The organism is Enterococcus sp. DIV0724b, from assembly GCF_050531475.1.
GTDB classification, from domain to species: Bacteria; Bacillota; Bacilli; order Lactobacillales; family Enterococcaceae; genus Enterococcus_L; species Enterococcus_L haemoperoxidus.
The window spans coordinates 2,448,705-2,468,302 of the sequence record NZ_CP172890.1; the positions used below are offsets into that span (position 1 = coordinate 2,448,705).

The following is a 19,598-nucleotide window of genomic DNA, read 5'->3' on the forward strand; positions in this document are numbered from 1 at the left end:
CATTGTGGCAAGCTAAATAAATTTGCACCTTCGATTCGACCATTAACAGACTAAGTTTCTGTCTGAAATTCTAAAATCTCTCTTAACGCCTTTTCTCCATTCATATTCCCAAAGGTTTTCATATCAATATCTGTATAAGGAGTGTCTAAAGGTGATAGAAGTTTTTATAAACTTATCGTTTTATACCGAACTTGCGGACAAACTATAACACGATCAACATACGGTTTAAAGATTGGTTCTAGACTCAATTTATTAATTTCGCCTTCCCCACCATATGCAATCAGTGTAGAATACGTAGCTGATAAATTCTGAACATCAGCAATTACATCATGAAGTTGTCCCAAATAAACCTCGTTAGGATCTGCCGCTTTTGCGATTTTTTGGCAAAACATACTAGATGTCATACCACCAGCACAACAAATGTAAACGGGCATCTTCTTCCTCCCTAAAATAATATTGATCGATTATTTCGTACGCTCTTTAAATTCTTGTTCTGCTTGATTTAACAAAGGACGGACATATTCTTCAACTTTTGACTCTACATTCATACGCATCATAAACTGACTAGGTGTTTCGATAAATCCATTTTTAAGACTGTCTTTGTATTCCGTAACTAAAAATTGACTTGTCTCTTTTATTTCTTTCTTATCCATTGTTATTCCTACTTTCTATTCATCATTATCGTCTAAATTAATTATACTCGTTTTTTGAGAAGAAAAGAATAATAAATCCTAACAACAAAAAAACTGTATAAGCAGCCATCTATTTCTCAGCCACTTACACAGTTTATTTTACGTTCTCACTTCTGATTTTCCTTTATAACGATTGATATAATGTCTTTCCAACCAACTTTGTCCCCAGCCAATCGCAACGCATAGGAGCCAATACATCACCGCTACTAAAATATACATCGTCATATAATCAAAGGTTCTTCCACCCACGATTTTGGCTTTTTGAAAAATATCAGGAATCGTGATCATCGCAGCTAAAGATGTGCCTTTTAACAAGTCCATCGCTACATTCCCTAAAGCTGGAATCGAAATCCGAAAAGCTTGCGGTAAGATAATTTTGCGCATCACTTTTCCAAACGGTAATCCTAATGCATACGCCGCATCCCATTGCCCTGCTTCCACTCCAGCAATCGATCCTCGATAAATTTCAGCAATAAACGCACTGCTTGTCAAACTAAAACAAATACACGCCGCAGTTAATGCACTTAATTGATAGGGCAGACCAAAATACAGCAGAAATAATAAAACCAAACCTGGAACTCCCCGTAAAAAAGAGATATAAAATCGGACAAAACCTTTAAACACTTTTGAAGGCAACATTCCTAAAACTGTCAACAGAATACCAAGAACATTCCCCATCAAAAACGTCACGACACTGATGCCAATTGTATAAGGTAAACCAGTCAGCAGAAAGGGAATCGAGTCGATCATTAACTGAAAATCGATTTTTGGTATATACATCTATTCAGCTGAAACACTTTCTGTCACTTTTTCTTTCGGCTCCACTGAAACATCTGTTTGGAAATACGTCTCAGAGATTTTTTTCATTGTTCCGTCATCAGCCATTGCTTTTAATGTCTCATTAATTTTTTTACTTAATGCAACACTGTCTTTTTTCATTAAAAAGCCAGTAAAATTAGCATTGAAATATACACCTTCTAAAATTTTCACCGGAATATCAGGCAACGCACCGACTGACATTTTTTGTAGATAATAATCATTTAAAATAACATCTGTCCGACCATTGGCAACATCTGTTAAGTATTGGTCATTTGTCGCGTTATCGTACGTTACTAATTTTGCTCCATATTTTTCCGCGATTTTCATATAGTTTGTATTTGGTTCGCCAGCCGCTTTTTTGTCTTTTAAATCTTCAAGGGAAGAAATGCCAGAATCATCGCTTTTTCTGACGATCATACTATCAAATGAATACTTGATTGGAGAAGATAAGATGAATTTTTTGCCTCGATCCCCTGATAAATCAAAATCATTGGCCGCTAAATCGGACTCGCCTTTATCAACTGACGTGATTTGGCCATCAACATTGTATTCTTTAAATTCAACATCAACATCCAAACGTTTGGCAACTTCTGTGATGACATTCACATCATAACCAGTTAATTTGTTTTTATCATTATAGTAAGATGACGGGAATAACGTTCCTGAGGTGGCGACTGTTAGCTTTTTCGTATCCTCGACTTTTTGCCAGCTATTATCTTTTCCAGCAGTCTTCTCTTTTGTGCCACCACACGCAACGAACACTAAACTTAATGCAACAATACTAAAACTAGCAAATACTTTCTTCATTTGAACCTCCTATGATTCACGATAAAATTTTGGTAATAAGAATTTCTGCTCTTGTTCAAATAACTTTCCAACTTGAAATAATACATCTTCTCGACCTTTTGATGCCATAAATTGAATGCCTAGAGGTAAACCTGATGCTGCTACATGAGTAGGTAAACTGATTGCCGGTTGTCCCGTTAAATTAGCCAACTGAGTAAATGGTGTGATCGTTAAACTTTTTTCAAACATATCATAGATCAAGTCTTTTAACTGTAAACCGGAAAGCAACTCCGATTGAGCTAAGTCTTTACGAATCCGATCACTCTGCAGTTCTGCATCAATTTTAGGCGCACTATCAGCGGCAGTCGGCGTTAATAATAAGTCATATTCCACGAATAATTGCTCCATTTTATATGCCGCATGATCCCACAGTTGAAGTGATCTTGTATAGTGGCTTGCAGGAATCTGTCTACCATATTGATAGATTGCCCAAGTCATCAACTCCATATCGTTTTTTGTTATCGGTCGCTTAATTGCTTCCTGAATTCCTTCAAACACGGCAGCTGTTTCTGCACCATTCATCAAGTAATAGCTGTCGATCAATTGACGTCCATTGACTGGATACGAAATTTCAGTTACTTCATGACCTTGTTGTTCTAAAAATACTGCTGCATTGTGTGTTGCTTTTATCGCTTCCTCTGAAACGGATGTTCCGACAGGTGATTCCGTTAAAAAGGCGATTTTCAAGACTTGTTTCTTTGCCGCTGATTGCTGTTCCCATTCCGCTTTTGGCGCTTGATAGGGCGCAGCTTTTTTTGTTCCGCGTAAATGATAAAATAATGTTTCTGTGTCTCTCATCGAAACGGTTAACGCAAAATCAATCGAAGCCCCTTGCCAACCGCGCCAGCCATCAGGTCCAACTGGCATACTGCCACGCGTAGGTTTTAATCCAATCAGTCCACTAAAAGAAGCAGGAATTCGAATCGAACCGCCGCCATCACTTGCCCCAGCAATTGGAAACAAGCCACTAGCAACGGCTGCCGCAGCACCACCACTAGAACCGCCCGGTGAATAATCAAGATTCCACGGATTTCTCGCTGGTCCGTAAATCGTCGGATCAGAAATATTTTTAAACCCGAACTCTGGAGCATTTGTTTTTCCTAAGGGTATGAAGCCTAAATGTTCTAACCCTTTGACAAAATTATCCGTTGAACTCGCACGATTTTCTATAAATAAACGGGAACCAGAAGTTGATTTCATTCCTGCCTTATCTTGTCCCAACATTTTTAACGGAATTGGCAAGCCAAAAAAAGGACCAGTTTCTGCTCCTCTAGCTTTGTATTGTTCTTTTGCTGATTCTGCATCCCAATCCACAAATGCATTGAGCTCAGGATTCAACTTTTTTACTTGTTGCGTTCGCTCATCGACCCACTCTGTCACGCTTAGTTTTTTGTCTCTAAATTGTGTTGCGTAGTACAAGCCGTCTTTCATGATCATCCCCCTTATGTCCCGATAGTTTTATTATACAGGTTGTTTGGGGATTTTTACTTTATTTTGCTTGGTGTTTTCATGATACATTTAGCTAGACATTGTATAATGTTAAAAAATATATTTTTTGAAAAACTTAATCAATTAAATTACGTTAATGTTTAGTTTTTTATTTATTCACTTCATTAAAGCATAACTAAAAAATAATGACATTACAAAAAAATTCCGCCAAGAATTAAATTCTTTGGTCGGAACTTTTTTGTATTTCAATTAAGGTGTTTGCTCTACTTGCCATAAAATCGTCGCTCGATAACCACCAGGTTGTAAAACTTCTCCAGAAGGCACTTCTAATAACAAACCGGATTCGTTTTTATCCCACTCATTACTTACATTGTATTGACCTTTGGATACATGTGTCCTTTCTGCTATAGATTGTGTTGTATTTTCTGATAAGGTGACCGTTTCCGAATCACTGATTTTGTAACGAATAGCAGAAGGTAGAACTTTGCTTTGATCTTCTTGGCTCGTCAACGGTTTCTTTAACGTTGCCGTTAAGTTCCACGCACCACCATTTTTGCGATTATCCCAAACAATCAGCGGTTTGTCATATTTCGCTTTTTCTACTTTTATAAACGGTATTCCTAAAGATTTACGTCCAAAATTCAGAAAATTTGGGGAAGACTGTATAAACAACATGCCTTTAAATTGATATTGAACGGTACTTTCTTCACTTGTCACAGGAATCTTGGTTTCATTGTCTGGCTTTTTCACTAATTGGTAGTTTTTAGCCTGAATGGATTCCAGTGCTTTTTGAACTTCTTTTTCTTCTGTTAAATCGATTGTCGTACCAATCGTTTTATCGAAGGTAATTTTATCGTGTAAAGACTCTCCTTTTTCATCCACAAATTCAACATTGACCTTCTGGTTACTTTGAATATCAATCATAATCGTCTTTTTAGTTGTTTCTGGGCCTTTAGTTGCTTTAATTGTTGCTTTATAACTTCCTTGTTCAGGATTCGAAGGTAATGTAGTTGATTCTACGGACAACTTGATTTTATCAATTGAACCTGTTTCTGTATCCCAAGCAATCGCTTCAGATTTTTTAAGAATCAGCTTGTCCCGTTCACTCTCCGTTAATTCTTGAAAAACTTCCCCGCTACTACTGAAATCATTTGCTATTAGATAAATCCCATTCGCTGGGGGGGGTTCATCTACTACTTGTATCGGTACTTTGATCAATGTTGTTTTTTCTGGTTGATTTGTATCCGTCATACGCACGGATACACTTGTTAAACCAACAACAGACGTATCTGGCATATCACCTTCATATTCGTAAGAAGCTGTATGACCTGGCAGTATCACTGCATCTTGTATTAATTCGGATGCTTTTTTCTTCAAATCATCCCCTTTTTGAATGATTTGAGGAACTGGTTTTGCTCCAAGGTTATACACTTTGACTTGTACTGAATAGTCTTGGGAAGATAATCCTTGAAAATCGCCTGCCGTTTCATTAATAGCTAATAATCCAGTATCATAACTTTTTATCGTACCTGGTTCTTCATTGAGTTTCTGCGGCAATTCAGTTCTTGGGATGTTCAATTTACCATTAAATTCTTTGTTCGCATTCGCAGTAAATCGAGTTGTCACTTCTTTACCACTAGGATAGGTCACATAGATCGTTCCACGATTGCCCGCTTTAGGAATTTTACTCAGCTTGTACTTTGTATCAAAATCTGCATTATGGTCTTCATAAACGTTAAATATCTCTGGATTAGCCTTTATCTGCATATAAGGAATTTCAGCACCAGCAAAAATCTCATATCCAACTTCAAGTGCCTTACCAGGTTTAATATTTTTCCAAGGTGCTCCTAATTGATAAGCGGAATCCCCTTCATCAAAGATCACATCGTCTTGACTATAGTTCATACTCTCAGCACCATCTCCACTAAAGTTGTCAAGAAAATTATTTTTAAATAAATTGCTGTAGTGAATCACAGCATATTTTGTATAATCAGATAACCAATTGCCATTAGAATCTTTTAATTTAATTGAAAATCTTGATCCAGAAGATGGTGGCTCCATATAAAAACCGCTACTATTTCCTAGAGCATATATTGGCACCTCATCCGTATAATAATCTGTATCTACACTCTCTAACATTGAAAATTTTTTCATTGTATCAGCTACGTTATACATATTCAAACGAATACTAAAATTTAAGTTTCTATTCAAAGATAGATTATATTCATAGACAATTTCATTTTTTTCGTCTATTAAAATTTGCTTTAGTTTATTGCCTTTTCTTAGATAGTAACTAGAGGTTAAATTTGAATTAATCCTCTCTTGTCCCAAACCAAAATCTGGAAACCAAGCGTCGCCATATAAAACTTTATTATTCACTCCTGGAATATCTGATACTCTTCCTTCACCATGGCCAAAGACATAACCAACCCCATTTTCATCTTTGATGATGAATCCATGTTCTGCTTCATCCTCAGTCGACGTTGAGATCCCTCTTTTGGGAAATCCCATTTGAGAGCCATTTATAGGGTTAGTGATAACTTCATAATCACCTAAATAGATGTTTGACCAAGTATCTATATCTTCATCTTCAAATATTTGACCAGGGAAAATAAAAATATTTAAGTTATATGTCACCTGTTCGTTGTTCAATGTAATCCTTGCTGTTACCTCTTCTTGACCTACACCGGAATCCGCAATCGCTGTTTGAGTAATCTTAACTTCTAGTTTTTCTCCTGACGTCAAATTCCAGGCTGTGGGTGATAATCTTTGTGTTAATAATTGATTAATTTCTTGATCGGTTTTATCCTGAAATTCGCTTGATATAAACGGTTTGTTATTTTCAATACTCAGCCCTGCTTTTGACTCTACAATAACCGTTTGTTTGTCAAGTGTTACGGTTATTGGTATGGGGATAACCGTTGATATCTCTGGATTGCCTATATCTGTCATTCTAATATAACCCCATTGAAATCCTACTTCACTGCTATCAAAATCATTCGTTTCAGTTGGATCACCATATTCATCGATCCATTCAAAAGAGGCATCAAAAGCATCATTTCCAAAAGTTGTTTGATATTTTGAAAATATATTTTGAGCATTTTCGCCCATATCTAAGCTTTCACCTTGCATAACATTAAAGTAATATGGTGCTTTCAAATTTGCACCAAAAACTATAAGATTTCGTGTTGTAGTAGCAATTTCTCCGTTTAGTTCCACTTGAATGGTTGTATTATAGGTTCCCACTAAATTATTGACCATATTCGTTTCAGTAAAAGTGGCCGGAATCATTTCACCTGTGCTCATATTCCAAGCCGTTACCTCTGCTCTTGATCTGATTAATTCAATCAATTCTTCGTTACTTTTACCTGCTATTTCATCCGGGTAAAAAAGGGTTTCTGCAGACGATTGCACCATCACTTTATTTTTTAGCAACGCTGTGGTATCGTCATTTGTCACATTGATTGGAACTTTGATGATCGTTGAAATACTTGGATAGATATAATCGGTCATTTTTACGTAAGCCCATCCAAATCCAACATTTGTCGTATCATATTCACCTAAAGGATCACCGGTTTCCCCAACAAGTTCATACATCAAACTTGATGCCTGTGTATCTTCAACGGTTTGAAATTTTCCAAACAGATTGTCGGACTCACCAGACACATCTAAATACTCATTTTCTCTGATCGCAAAAGGTTTTGGATTAGCTCCAAAGACAATAACATTTTTTTGAACAGAAGCTTTTTTCTCTTCCACTCCAACCCTCATAGTGATTTCAAAATCAGCCTTGTACGTTCCAACGGAAGTTGTAGAAATAGTTGTTTTGGTCACATTTGTCGAAACATCTGTTCCATTTTCCATACTCCAAGCGTATACCTCTGATTTTTCTTTAACTAGCTGTTTCAGCTCTTCTTCCGTCTTATTTGCTGTTTCTTCTGGATATAAAATAATTTTCCCATTGATGTGCTCAATTTGAAGTGCGACTTTATTCCCTAACAATAAAGAAGTTCCAATATCTGTGACCGTTACCGGCACCGGCACTTGAACACTCGTCTCACTATAATTTTCTGTCACCTTGACATAAATTATTTGAAAGCCTACCTGCTCACTACTAAATTGAGTAGGTTCTCCCTGTTCATCCACATACTCATATGTTGCTCCATATTCTGAATGAGGTATGACTTGTTTTGAAAAGAGTAGCTTAAGGTCATCTTCACTATATAGATCAGGAAAAGACTCATTTTGTTGAACTTTTAAAACCTTTGGCGTCACTTTTAACCCTGATTCATTTTCTATTGGATCAAGGGCACGGCCTAAATTGCTTGCTTGTATTTCCACTCCTAATGAATTGGTTATAGATGAGTCCAGTTCTTGATTCATTGTGTTAGACTCAGTCTTTTCTACGCTCTCTTTCCTTTGTGCCAATAGAGGAGTTGTTTTAGTAAATAAAACAGTAACAGAAATAATACAAGACACAGTTAAACCTATGAGTATCCATGATTTTTTTGTACTACTTTGCTTTTTTGGGTACTTCATTTTCTTCTCCTTTCTTTCTTTTTTTGTTATCCATCTTTCCTCCTTTCTTATTTATTTTTGATCGTCTACCAAATTATTTTTCTATCGCAGCACCTCCTTTATATTACTGTCAATTATTTAGGATAATCTCTCAAGGAAGTGATAAACTAAGAAACGTTGTTTGCGGTGATTGGGTTTCGATCATTTCTTGGAAACATTTACTTATTCTAAAAGGAAGAAACTTCATTGGTTTCTATAACATACTGCTTTTTCTTCAGTCTATATTTTTTTATGTCTGATTCGTTTATACATTACAAAGAAAATAAGAAGGCTTAAACACAAAAAGAAAAAAAGGAGCCCAAGAAGTGGTCTACCAACGCTTTTCTTTTCAACACGCGTTGTTATAAGTGAGTTGGCTTCTAGTGTATTGATCGTAAAATCTTCTGTAAAAGACCAGCGAGCATCCTTGTTGGATTTGATCGTGATCTGAGCTGTATATTTCCCTGCCGTTAACCCTTTGTCTGCTAATTCAATTGGAAGATCAATGACTGAATTTGGCGCCATTCGCATGTTGTCTTTGCGATACTCAAATAAATTTTTCTGTTTATTCGCTTTTCTCACCTGAACCATGATACTCATTCCTTCGGTGTATACTGGACGACTATTGGAAATATTGGCAAACAAATGACTCTTTCCGTCTTTAAATGCTATGTATGTTTTATTGAGTTTCAGCTCAGGTTGTATTTTTGTGGTATCTCCCACTCTTAATAGGACTCCTACTAAAAAAGCAAATTCATTGATGACAGTATCTTTTTTACTTTTATTGTCCATTTTATGCTCATTGACTGGCTTCAATTGAATACCTCCTGCGATTAAACCCGCAGGAGCCGTTTTGGGTAACGAAATTGAAACCTCCACTTTTTTACTACTATTTGGAGGAATCACAACTTTTTCTGGCGCTTTGACTATGTTTATAAAATCATTGGTTAAGGATGAATCCTTTTCTAGGTTATTCGGTCCATACTCAACTTTGCCGATGCTATTCGTTTTGGCAGTATTCAATTGTATTTGAATGGTCAATTCTTTAGATAACGAATTGTACAATTTAAGCGCAACGATTTGTTCTTGTCCTGACTCCATTTTGAGGTCAAAATAACCTAAATTCTTATTTTTTTGATTTTCAGGATATAGCACTTCATAGGATAATCCATTAATTAAATTGGCTGATTCTTGTGCAGCAAAACTTATTACTGGATTAAACAAAAGAACAAGACTAATCAATAATAGTAAAAGATATACAGGATTTTTTTTCATTTACCAATCTACCTTTCTTCAATAAAAACTAAATTTAGTCATTTTTCTGTGAACAATTTATAACAGTAACCATCGACCAACCTACTTAAAATTTTTTCCTATTATTATTTTAGTACGTGTTGTCTAAACTCCAGTTGACACTGCCTTTAAATGCTTTACCAGCAGCGCCTGTACCTGTAGTAACGGTTAATTTAGTATCTGTTAATTTTGTAGCAAACCCACCTTTAACAGTATCAGCTTGTGTTTTGGCAATAATATTAGTTCCCGTTGTATTTCCGGCTTCTAAAGTTACATTTTTACCAATAACAATGTTGCTAGGATCTGTAAGTGCACTTAAGTTACCTTCAACTGGATTTGGCAAGTAGTCATTTGTATCTGGATCCACTTCACCGATATCGTAAGCTTGAGGATCACCTAAAGAAAAAGTTAGTTTTGATGGTAACTCAGTAGCTGAGCTGTCTTTAGAAACTAATTTAGACATTGAGGCAGTGACTTTCCAAGCAGAGGTTGTTTCAGCTCTAGTTCCGCCTTCTTCTGGTGTTTCAGCTACTGTCCCTTTTCTATCATCATTTACAACTACATATTGATCTCCAGCTACAGTATTGCTGTATGTAGCAATGTTTGCTGTTGCTGATTGACGACCAAAATCAAATTTAGATGGTGTCCATACCAATGCTAAGTTATCTTTAAATGGTCCAGGTCCAGGTTTTACAGGTCCGTCAGTATCAAAACGAATGCCCAAATCTGTTTGTTCGCTTCCAACTTCTTCTGCATTTGCAGGTTTAGCAAAAATCAATAAAGCTGATGAAGCAAGTAATGTTGTAAATAGTATTTTTTTCAAAATTTAATCACCTTTCTTATTTAACCTAAATAAAATTGGCGACAGCTACTGTTATAAATTGTTCACAGAATAATACATTTCTAGCGTTGTTATCCGATTAATTTTATTTGATCTTTTAATAAGATAAACAAATAAATAATCAATGATAAACTCACGATAGATAGTGCTAATAAACTAAAATTAAGTGCTAAATCTTTTCTTTTTTTCTTTAACTTCCTGACTAAAAAGACATCTTTAGACAGTGTTGCTAAAAAATACAACAACGAACTAGTCGCTATTCCGCCTAATATATAAACCCATAAATAATCGTTCATATTCCCCTCCTACACCGTTATGTTGTAAACTTTCTTTAAACTTATGACACCTAAAAATACGATTAAGCAGGTAACACCTAGTAATAACAATATAAACGATGTCATCATTTGGCCTAAATGGGGTAAAGCCCCATTTAGGGTAGGATCAGTGGTTGGCTTTGTTTCATAGATAGGCGGCTTTTGTTTCTCTTGTTCGACAAATTGATCGAAAGAAATGCCTGTTTCGGTCTTTTCTTGATCCGCAAAAACTACAGTTACTTGACCAAGCAACACACAAAAAGCACATATTCCTATAAGCATCGGCCAAATAAAGTAAGGCTTTTTCATCATTATTCACCCTTTTTTTTATTTTTTAATTTTTTCGTTTTACCACCTTGCTTTTTTCGTTTGGCAATTTTAATTTTCTTCCATTGTTTCTCCCATTTCGTTCTTCTAATAAGTGTCATAATCATAATCAAAATTGCAAGTATCATTAAGAAAATCGTTGTTAATTTAATCCAACTTGGTGTGACAATTTTAAATGCCGTTTCTTCGTTCATTTTTTTAGCTTGTTGATTGGTGATTGTAAAATCCTTACTTAACTGCCATTCTTGATAATCATTAGATGCATCCAGTCTTAGGGTGTAAGTCCCTGTTGGTAAATTTGCAATTCCCCAATCTATTTCAAAATCAAAAACACTGTTTGGCGCCATAGTGTAATTCTCCACAGATTTCCTTTTTACGGTTTCATCTGAACCTTTTTTTGTCATCGTTGCTACAATATTTAAATTCTCTAATACTTTTGGTTCGGGATTTTGTAGATTGGCTAATACCATTTTCTTCCCACGTTTGATTGATGCTTTAACCGAATTTAAATTCAGTATTTGAGCATTATTAAATTCGTCTCCTGTTTGAGACGTAATCAAACCCACTCGATAAGAAAATTCTGTTGATACACCGCTTGTTGCCTTCTTCTCTTGCTCTAGGGCGAAAACTACGGCACCCATTTTCACCCCATCATAGCTTTTTTTGGGTGGTGTTAATTGGATTTTTACGGTTTTTTCTTCATAATTGCCAACGGTAATACTTGGTGTTGGTATTTTAATCATTGACGTCACTGGCTCTTTTAAGGTCTTATCGTAATAGGTTTTGTCATCGCTATACTCGATTGTTCCCCCATCGCCTGTAATTGCATTGGTTCCATAAATCTTTATTCGGACATTCTCTTTTTTGGTACTTTTGATTCTTACTTCCAATGTCTGTGCTTCTCCAGGAGTTGTTTTCACATAGAAGTAACTTTTATTGGGATCTATTTGGGTGTTTGATTGTACAAGCGTCACTGTGTACCCTAAATTATCCTTTTCACTTTTAGCACTGGCTCGATCTGAAAAAAAAAATAATGAAAAGACACAGATCAACGCAGTATATAGTATATTCATTTTTTTCATGGATATATTTCCTCCTAGCTATCCTTAAATCTATTCTTACTTAATTATTTGCACGATAAATTCAACATACCATTCATTTTTCTGGTCTTTTTTTATACTGTTTACTAAGCGATAACCATTTTTTTCAAAATCTTCTGCCCAATAAGATAAAAATTCTTTGCTATATTTTTCCGCCTCTTCTTTTGTTTGAAATCCTTCTTCCTTTTTAACTAATTCATTTTCTTCGTAAGTCTCATCTTTTCCTTCATACAAGTAATTTGTAATAACGTAGATGATATAAACGACTGTTAATGAAAAGATAAATAATAATAAAAATAACGGCCAAATAATTGTTTTTAAAAGTGCTACAGCATTGATTCCAATAATGATTAACATTAAAATCATTATATACTTGATTTTATATTGTTTACTAACCGATTTCCGGCTTTCGATACAAAGCATTAAAATAACAAGTAAATTTAAGGTCATTAACAAAAATGAAACAAATAGGTATAGTACTAAATCATTTAAGTAGTAATTCACCAGAAATAATAGCTGAATCAGCAGCTTGGCTTGTTTATCGACGTAGAATATACTCTCTTCATAGAACCTTGAGAAAAGAATAAAATTAATGATCCATCCAATTAAAAGTACAATTTCACAGAAATAATACTTTCTATATTTTTCATAATATTTCTTTTTGTCTTTCACAAATTTTTCCATCCATTTCTTTTCATAGTTACTTTCATCCCACATACTCTGCACTCATTAATACATATCAACAGCTTGTATTTTCTTAAATGCTATCTACAAAATGACTTTTATAAAACTAGTTCATTTGTATCGTTGATAAAATCTTTTTCATTTTCTAAACAGCTGAGAACATATCCTTTTGTTCGAACGATTTCGATTTCAAAATAGTTTTGCTCTTTCAGTTTATTTCTAATACTAAAAATAAAATTTGCGACTCTATATTTTGCGACGGGTTTGCCTGATGATTCACCGTAGATTTCTTTATCAATCTCATGATACGTCACGACATTTCCCATATTTTTATAGAGTAATGCAATGATTTTGTATTCTTTTCCTGTCAATGGTATGCTTTTATTGTGAACAACAAAACTTAGTTTTGAGGAATCTAGAAAAATCTCCTTCGTTATCTTTTTGGACGTTGTTTGATTTAACAAATGCTTTTTATAGTTGAGTGCATTTTTTATTATAATGCTCAACGTTTCAATACCATGATTCGATTGAAAAACTTCTATTACAGAATTTTTACTTAAATGAGGATAAAATTTAATCAACTCAGATTCTTCGTCTCCGCAAAGAATCCAAATAAATAAAGAATAATCTTCTTGTAAATTAATTAGCCATTGAAACACTTGAATAGAGTCAGAAGATTTTTCCAAGTTAATGATCAAACCATCTAATGATCCTATTTGTTTCTTCTCTGCAACTTCAATCAATGCGTAACTGGGATCACTAAGAGCCTCTTGAATTAATAAACCTGTATTATTGTTTTGCTCAAAATTTGTTCCGATATGTAAAATACCAATAATATTTTCCATATACTCGTCCCTTCCATTCTGATTTTTATTTTTGCTTCTTGTTTTATTAACAAATATGATAAACCCTTTAAAGCTATGGATATCAACATTCAAAAGACTCTGTGACGGAAAAATTGACGGCTTAAATTATATAAAAATTTAAACCTGTACTGAAATATCTACCTTTAAAAAATTGTATATAAACTAAACAAAAAAACGTACATTAATTGAAAAAACAAAAAAAGTCTATCTCTTCCCAAAACTTGTATTTTTTTGGAAAGTAGATAGACTAACTTATTAACCTAATTGCTTTTCTTTTTTCTGACATAAAGGAACTTAAATAAATATCCAAAGTCATTTTTGACGAGTGGTGTCCTAACAGAGCACTAATAGTTGCTATGTTTACCCCTTTTTCTAGACACCGAGTAGCAAAGCTGTGTCTAAGTTGGTGAAAATGGATATTGGAAAAATGGATACTTTGACATATTTTTTTAAGCCAAATAGATATCAAACGTGGTTCTGCAGGTTTCGCCCCCCTTAATACAAAGACACCATTACTTTTTAATTTTTGTATCGTTAACAGTTTACCTAAATTTTTAGAAAGTGGAATGACACGTTTAGAAGTAATACTTTTAGGTGTTCCTTCAATAATTTGTGTTTTTTTTCTTATACCGTTATTCATTTGAATTCTTTGAACTGTCCTCTGTACAGTAATAATATTCGTTGAAAAATCGATGTCCTCCCATTTCAATCCAGCTATTTCTCCAATCCTCATGCCAGTTTCTAAAGCTATGATGATCGCTAATCCCTTTGGATGTGCTGCAGCTTGTTTTTTTAGTTGTTTTTGTTCGTATGATGTAATTGCACTTACTTTATTTTGTGTTTTTTTAGGTAAAACCACATACTTACACGGATTCTCTTTGATCAGTCCTCTTTTTATTGCACCGATAAAACAAGACGTCAAAACTTGATGAACAATCCGAATAGAATTAGGAGACAGATGTTGCTCTATTTTTTTTATCCAGCTATTTAAAATCGTTGTTGTGATGGATTGTAACGGAATGTCTCCTAAAAATGGTTGAATGTGTTTTTCCATCTTATTTTTATAACCAGCAAAAGTACTAGGTTTCAACTGTGCTTGTACTTCTTTCAGCCAACAAGTCACCCAGTCATTGAATGTCCCTTCATAGGCGATTGTTTTATAAGCATAATTATGTGAATATAGCGCCTTCATCATTAATAACTTTTCTTTCAAATCAAGATATTTTTTATTATATATATAGCCATATATAGCACTTCCATCCCCTTTTCTTCCCTTAATGTATCTCCCTTCCCAACGACCATCTTTTCTTTTATAAATGTTCTCTCCTTTTCTAACCATTAAACATTTCCTCCTTCATTTTGACGGCAATTTGACGGCTTATATTTTCCACTCTATAATACCAATAAATAACTAAAAACAAAAGAAAACATACCGAAAAGTAAAATAAAATACATTAAAAAGTATTGACAATATGAGAAATAGAATATATTATATGTTGTAACAGATGGGTATTATTCACAACCTATCCATAATTACTTGTTTGTTAATATAACAAGAAATTAAAAATAAAAAAACGAGAAAAATATAAAAACATTAAAAAAATCATTATGATATCATTTATACTTTTTTAACACCCTTTATAAATCTATTCTCAAAATAATTCTGTTGATAGTATCCGTAGAATAAATTTATCAAACTCTTAAAATAGTAGTGTAACGAAAGATAATGTAGCTAAAAACAACAAGAATAAATTCAGTAAAATTTGGTATAAAAAAAGCAAGAAGCTAAAAGAATTTTTCTCCAGTCTCTTCCTTATTAATTTTTTGCCTAATTTACTCTCAAAAGAAGATAATTAGGTTATCTTATAATAGACTTTTTCTACTAACCTCCATACATTATTCTCGACAAAACGCCTTTGATATACTTTGGAATCACGCTTCATTTGTATATCCGTACACTAATCCAAGAAACAGATATTTCAATCCGACTTGCTGATTTTATCCAATAACTATTGTTTTCACTTTCATATGCTTTGACTAAACAAAAAGATATCCTTCTATATAATAAAAAAGCAGAAACAAATTTTTATAGGGATACGTAGCGACAAATTGAATCGGACAGACTTACTAAAAGACGAGCCAAAATATGTAAAAAAAAATATATATACTTCCATTTCCTTCAATTTTAATAATCAACAGTTTTTAACACAATTTAATTTTCTGGTTAATGATTCTGATTCAATGATTATTTTCATACTTTTTCTTCTAGCATATTGAACAAATTCAAATAAAAACAACCATCCGAATTGGTTTGTGAATTCACCAATTCGGATGGTTGTTTTTAGAGTTGACCCTAAGAACTGAACTATATGATGCTTAAAAGCTCACATCAGCTCCATCTTCATAATCAAATCAATCTGTTCATCTTCTCCCATATAAAAAGAATGCTGGCCTACCTGAATAAATCCCATCTTATGATAGAACTTCATAGCAGAAAAATTACGCTCCCAAACACCTAACCAAATAGAAGTCTTGTTCAACTCTTTCGCTCGTTCTATGGCTTTATGATAAAGCATTTTCCCAAGTCCCAATCTCTTAAAATTCGAATCGATATAAATCCGTTCAATTTCTAAAGCATCTTCCTCAATGGTTTCAGTTTGAGCCTCATTTACATTGATTTTTAAGTATCCAGAAAGTTGTTCATTTGAATAAATAAAATAGAACTCTGAATCTTGATTTTGAAGCTCATTTGCTAATTTTTCTTCTGTATATGCTTGGTCAAGATACTCTTTTAAATCTTCTGGCGTATTGTCTTTCGCAAAGGTATCTGTAAATGTTTTGATACTTAATGCTCTCAACGCTGCTAGATCATTTAGGGTTATTTTTTTGATTTCAATCATTATTTTGCCTTCTTTCGAGTTTTTTAGAGCGTAACGAATCGAGTAAAAAAGATACTAACGAAATTACTTCTTCCAAATGAACAACTATAACATGAAGTAGCTGATATCTAGTCCCACCTTTAAAACCATTACAACTCTCTCTACTTTTCATTTTTCTTATCATTTATCTCACATCTCTCCTTATTTCAGATTATACCATCATAATGACTATGACTGTCACCTGTTATTACTAATGACATGATTCTCTTTGAACAATTTATTTAAATCTATCTTATCAAAATAAGGAATAAATAAACCATTAATCCAAGAGCAACTACAACAAAACGAAGCAATCCCTGCTTCGTTCCGCCAATAAATTCTAATTTTTCATGTTTATAACGAGGATTAAGAAACTTACTATTATAGTCCAAAATACTACAGAAAAAAAATCTGAAGGAAACACAAAATAAGCATTATTCCATAGATAATTGCTGGAATAGCGAAAATTTACAATTTGATCCAAATACTTACTAATACACAAAATGCCATCGAGATCAAAAAAATATATAGTAAACAAATCAATAGTTATCTTTTTACTAAATTTCTTTTCATCGAATAATTCCTCTATTCCCAGTTTCCATCAAATCCAACTAGTTTGCCAGCTTAAATAAACATTATTTAATTGCCAAAAAAGCCAGAGCTAAATGCTCTGACTCAAATTTCAAATCAGTCTATATATAAACCTGATTAGCTAATCAATCTACTTCCAGACAACTGGAATAATAGATTCTCCCCTAACAGAAAAATGTTGTCCTTGATACTCGGCATTCGCGCTCCATTGAAAACGTAATTCTTTCACATCAGGAGTTAGATTTGTCCAGGTTAATTCATCCTCTTTAAATGAAAAATTCTCATTAATCGAGCTAAAATCAACTGGACTTTGTTTTGTCCCAATTACATTGCCATCCTCATCTTCTTCCTCTTCAATAAATTGATTTGATAAGAAGACTGGATTCGCTATAGTATACGTTGATTTTTCTTTTCGCTGTACAATTGCCGGCATATAACCAATTGTATTAATATTTACTTCCTCTAGCTGATTCAAGTCATTTAAAACCGTTAAGTCAAAAATAGGAAGAATCGACTTATTTTTTTCTTCGTGATAATCATAATTAGCATTCGCATTATTTTCTATATTGATTTTTTTCAAGGATTTTAACTCTCTCAAAAATTCTATAGAGTAAAAAGTTGAATTTACACTCAATTCTTTCAATTTTGTATTTTCACTTAGATTTCTTGGATCAACACCTAAATAGCCTTCATTTTCTCCAAAAATTTCAAGGTTTTTGAAAAACTGAACCCCTTCTAAAGAAGTCACATTGCCATCAAAGATTGCTTCTTTCACGTTCAATAAATAGTTTGGCGTAAGCAAATTGTATTGATCATATAATTGTTGTTCTACAGTGTTCATAGGAAACTCATTTTGCGTATTCCTAATTACGTTACTTCTTAAATCGTAGCTGGGTATACTAACATAATCTAGCGCTTGCTCTTTAGCACTCGCATTTAATGGACCTACAGCCAACAATACACCACATACAAAAATCCCTTTTAACAATTTTTTCACTTTAAACTTCCTTTCATATTAAAACATACATTATACTTTAAGGTTAGCATAATAAATAAAACGTGTAAATAACATATACGATTGATATTTTTCAATATTTAAAAAAATAAGTGAAGATTTTGGGACATATTTTAATAGGGTCAGCTTTAAAAAAAAACAAACAACTATTTAAAATAAATTAACTTAATTTCCTGTATTTCAGTGCTACTCTATAGGACTATTTTGATCTGCTAATTCATCGATTTTTTCTTTGTGTTCTAGAACTAAGTTTTTAAGCTCTTTGACTGTTATACTATTTTTATCCGTATTAGAATCAACTTTCCTACCATTTTCATCTCCAATTTGCCCTGTTAGTATCGTCCCATCTGGAGACACTAAAATTCTATCTGAATCATCATGATCCATTTCTAAAAGAGTGATAATATCATCTGCGTTTGAATCTTTAAAGGTTTCATATATCTTTTTAGCATCCACATTTTTTAGATCAATTGAAAATGTATCTACTTTTCTTTCGTTTGATTTTTTCTTAGATGCTTCAAGCGTTTCTTTCGCTATTACTTGATTTGTACGTTTCGTTTCCTCGCTCTTTTGAGTGTCGCTCGTCTTTGTATAGATAGTATATGTTGCAAAACCGGCTAGTAAAACTAGTGAAAAACTGGCTAGGTAAATGTTCTTTTTCATATCGATACCATCCTTTCTTAGTAAAAAAATGAAGATTTTTATTAGGCTATTTATGACACCTTACTTTGATTTTACAGGTTTGAATGCTCTTTGTGTACTCTTAAATTGAAAAAAATAAGAGAATAATCAACTTTCCCGATTATTCTCTTATTTTTTTATTAAAACGATCTATTTAACTCTTCTCATACGCTAATTGCTTAATCTTATCAGTTCCGTTCCTGCTTTATCCCATAAGTCATTCATCATATCATAATACTCATCATCCATGACAACATCCACGAGCATTTTCGTTTGATTACCCACTGGTTCAAATAGATAGTGCTCAAGCATCTCGGCAAATTCAGGTACTTCCACATACTGACCATCCGTAACTTCTCCTAAGAATGCGAACTTGATTTCTTTCTCTGGTTCAAACACGACGACTTTAGAAACCAAACCATTCCCTGTTTCATCAACAAATGAAACCGTTTCGTTCAATTTCATTTCACCAGAATAGGTTGAGCCTTCTTGAAAAGCAGCAGCCCATATTTCATACTTGCTACGATCAACGACAAGTTGCCAAGCCTTTTCGGGAGTGCAATTAAGTAAGAATTCTTTTTTGATGTGTTTCATTGTAAATCCTC

18 protein-coding genes are annotated in these 19,598 nt (G+C 33.6%); all 18 read right to left on the bottom strand.

What is annotated here, in order from left to right; all coding sequences use genetic code 11:
- Window positions 1-164 precede the first annotated feature (164 nt).
- Entirely contained in the window at window positions 165-434 is a 270-nt protein-coding gene (locus tag IGJ02_RS11250) for a PTS sugar transporter subunit IIB (protein WP_430602044.1), read from the bottom strand.
- Between the two features lie 30 nt (window positions 435-464).
- Window positions 465-653 carry a hypothetical protein gene (locus IGJ02_RS11255; RefSeq protein ID WP_375179524.1) on the bottom strand — a complete coding sequence of 63 codons (189 nt, stop codon included), beginning with the start codon at window positions 651-653 and terminating at the stop codon, window positions 465-467.
- A gap of 138 nt (window positions 654-791) precedes the next feature.
- A complete protein-coding gene (locus IGJ02_RS11260; protein ID WP_430602045.1) occupies window positions 792-1,472 on the bottom strand; it encodes an amino acid ABC transporter permease in 681 nt (226 codons plus the stop codon).
- The gene (locus tag IGJ02_RS11265) at window positions 1,473-2,318 is read right to left on the bottom strand and encodes a transporter substrate-binding domain-containing protein (RefSeq protein WP_430602046.1); all 846 of its coding nucleotides are present in this window, start codon (window positions 2,316-2,318) and stop codon (window positions 1,473-1,475) included. It lies immediately after the preceding gene.
- Between the two features lie 9 nt (window positions 2,319-2,327).
- Window positions 2,328-3,788, bottom strand: coding sequence for an amidase (locus IGJ02_RS11270; RefSeq protein ID WP_430602047.1), 1,461 nt, complete (start codon window positions 3,786-3,788; stop codon window positions 2,328-2,330).
- Between the two features lie 267 nt (window positions 3,789-4,055).
- Window positions 4,056-8,345, bottom strand: a complete 4,290-nt coding sequence (locus IGJ02_RS11275; protein ID WP_430602048.1) for a MucBP domain-containing protein — start codon at window positions 8,343-8,345, stop codon at window positions 4,056-4,058.
- 258 nt (window positions 8,346-8,603) lie between these two features.
- The gene (locus IGJ02_RS11280) at window positions 8,604-9,638 is read right to left on the bottom strand and encodes a DUF916 and DUF3324 domain-containing protein (RefSeq protein WP_430602049.1); all 1,035 of its coding nucleotides are present in this window, start codon (window positions 9,636-9,638) and stop codon (window positions 8,604-8,606) included.
- Window positions 9,639-9,747: 109 nt separating this feature from the next.
- Entirely contained in the window at window positions 9,748-10,479 is a 732-nt protein-coding gene (locus IGJ02_RS11285; protein WP_430602050.1) for a WxL domain-containing protein, read from the bottom strand.
- 89 nt (window positions 10,480-10,568) lie between these two features.
- The gene (locus IGJ02_RS11290) at window positions 10,569-10,793 is read right to left on the bottom strand and encodes a hypothetical protein (protein ID WP_430602051.1); all 225 of its coding nucleotides are present in this window, start codon (window positions 10,791-10,793) and stop codon (window positions 10,569-10,571) included.
- A gap of 9 nt (window positions 10,794-10,802) precedes the next feature.
- The gene (locus tag IGJ02_RS11295; protein WP_430602052.1) at window positions 10,803-11,123 is read right to left on the bottom strand and encodes a hypothetical protein; all 321 of its coding nucleotides are present in this window, start codon (window positions 11,121-11,123) and stop codon (window positions 10,803-10,805) included.
- Window positions 11,123-12,220, bottom strand: coding sequence for a DUF916 and DUF3324 domain-containing protein (locus IGJ02_RS11300; RefSeq protein WP_430602053.1), 1,098 nt, complete (start codon window positions 12,218-12,220; stop codon window positions 11,123-11,125). Before IGJ02_RS11300 ends, IGJ02_RS11295 begins: the two co-directional genes overlap by 1 nt.
- A 36-nt stretch (window positions 12,221-12,256) precedes the next feature.
- The gene (locus IGJ02_RS11305; RefSeq protein WP_430604107.1) at window positions 12,257-12,910 is read right to left on the bottom strand and encodes a hypothetical protein; all 654 of its coding nucleotides are present in this window, start codon (window positions 12,908-12,910) and stop codon (window positions 12,257-12,259) included.
- A 110-nt stretch (window positions 12,911-13,020) separates the two neighbouring features.
- Window positions 13,021-13,767: a winged helix-turn-helix domain-containing protein gene (locus IGJ02_RS11310; RefSeq protein WP_430602054.1), complete on the bottom strand. Its 747-nt coding sequence runs from the start codon at window positions 13,765-13,767 to the stop codon at window positions 13,021-13,023.
- A 268-nt stretch (window positions 13,768-14,035) separates the two neighbouring features.
- Window positions 14,036-15,127: a tyrosine-type recombinase/integrase gene (locus IGJ02_RS11315; protein ID WP_430602055.1), complete on the bottom strand. Its 1,092-nt coding sequence runs from the start codon at window positions 15,125-15,127 to the stop codon at window positions 14,036-14,038.
- 1,045 nt (window positions 15,128-16,172) lie between these two features.
- Entirely contained in the window at window positions 16,173-16,688 is a 516-nt protein-coding gene (locus IGJ02_RS11320; protein ID WP_430602056.1) for a GNAT family N-acetyltransferase, read from the bottom strand.
- Between the two features lie 739 nt (window positions 16,689-17,427).
- On the bottom strand, window positions 17,428-18,294 hold the full coding sequence (locus tag IGJ02_RS11325) for a hypothetical protein (RefSeq protein WP_430602057.1): 867 nt from the start codon (window positions 18,292-18,294) through the stop codon (window positions 17,428-17,430).
- A 204-nt stretch (window positions 18,295-18,498) separates the two neighbouring features.
- Complete coding sequence (locus tag IGJ02_RS11330; RefSeq protein WP_430602058.1) at window positions 18,499-18,975, bottom strand: hypothetical protein; 477 nt, start codon at window positions 18,973-18,975, stop codon at window positions 18,499-18,501.
- Between the two features lie 189 nt (window positions 18,976-19,164).
- The gene (locus IGJ02_RS11335) at window positions 19,165-19,587 is read right to left on the bottom strand and encodes an SRPBCC family protein (RefSeq protein ID WP_430602059.1); all 423 of its coding nucleotides are present in this window, start codon (window positions 19,585-19,587) and stop codon (window positions 19,165-19,167) included.
- Between the last annotated feature and the right edge of the window lie 11 nt (window positions 19,588-19,598).

Excerpts from the sequence above, each read along its gene's own strand:
- IGJ02_RS11250 (WP_430602044.1), bottom strand. The coding sequence starts at position 434 with ATGCCCGTTTACATTTGTTGTGCTGGTGGTATGACATCTAGTATGTTT.
- IGJ02_RS11255 (WP_375179524.1), bottom strand. The coding sequence starts at position 653 with ATGGATAAGAAAGAAATAAAAGAGACAAGTCAATTTTTAGTTACGGAA.
- IGJ02_RS11260 (WP_430602045.1), bottom strand. The coding sequence starts at position 1,472 with ATGTATATACCAAAAATCGATTTTCAGTTAATGATCGACTCGATTCCC.
- IGJ02_RS11265 (WP_430602046.1), bottom strand. The coding sequence starts at position 2,318 with ATGAAGAAAGTATTTGCTAGTTTTAGTATTGTTGCATTAAGTTTAGTG.
- IGJ02_RS11270 (WP_430602047.1), bottom strand. The coding sequence starts at position 3,788 with ATGAAAGACGGCTTGTACTACGCAACACAATTTAGAGACAAAAAACTA.
- IGJ02_RS11275 (WP_430602048.1), bottom strand. The coding sequence starts at position 8,345 with ATGAAGTACCCAAAAAAGCAAAGTAGTACAAAAAAATCATGGATACTC.
- IGJ02_RS11280 (WP_430602049.1), bottom strand. The coding sequence starts at position 9,638 with ATGAAAAAAAATCCTGTATATCTTTTACTATTATTGATTAGTCTTGTT.
- IGJ02_RS11290 (WP_430602051.1), bottom strand. The coding sequence starts at position 10,793 with ATGAACGATTATTTATGGGTTTATATATTAGGCGGAATAGCGACTAGT.
- IGJ02_RS11295 (WP_430602052.1), bottom strand. The coding sequence starts at position 11,123 with ATGATGAAAAAGCCTTACTTTATTTGGCCGATGCTTATAGGAATATGT.
- IGJ02_RS11300 (WP_430602053.1), bottom strand. The coding sequence starts at position 12,220 with ATGAAAAAAATGAATATACTATATACTGCGTTGATCTGTGTCTTTTCA.
- IGJ02_RS11310 (WP_430602054.1), bottom strand. The coding sequence starts at position 13,767 with ATGGAAAATATTATTGGTATTTTACATATCGGAACAAATTTTGAGCAA.
- IGJ02_RS11315 (WP_430602055.1), bottom strand. The coding sequence starts at position 15,127 with ATGGTTAGAAAAGGAGAGAACATTTATAAAAGAAAAGATGGTCGTTGG.
- IGJ02_RS11320 (WP_430602056.1), bottom strand. The coding sequence starts at position 16,688 with ATGATTGAAATCAAAAAAATAACCCTAAATGATCTAGCAGCGTTGAGA.
- IGJ02_RS11330 (WP_430602058.1), bottom strand. The coding sequence starts at position 18,975 with ATGAAAAAGAACATTTACCTAGCCAGTTTTTCACTAGTTTTACTAGCC.
- IGJ02_RS11335 (WP_430602059.1), bottom strand. The coding sequence starts at position 19,587 with ATGAAACACATCAAAAAAGAATTCTTACTTAATTGCACTCCCGAAAAG.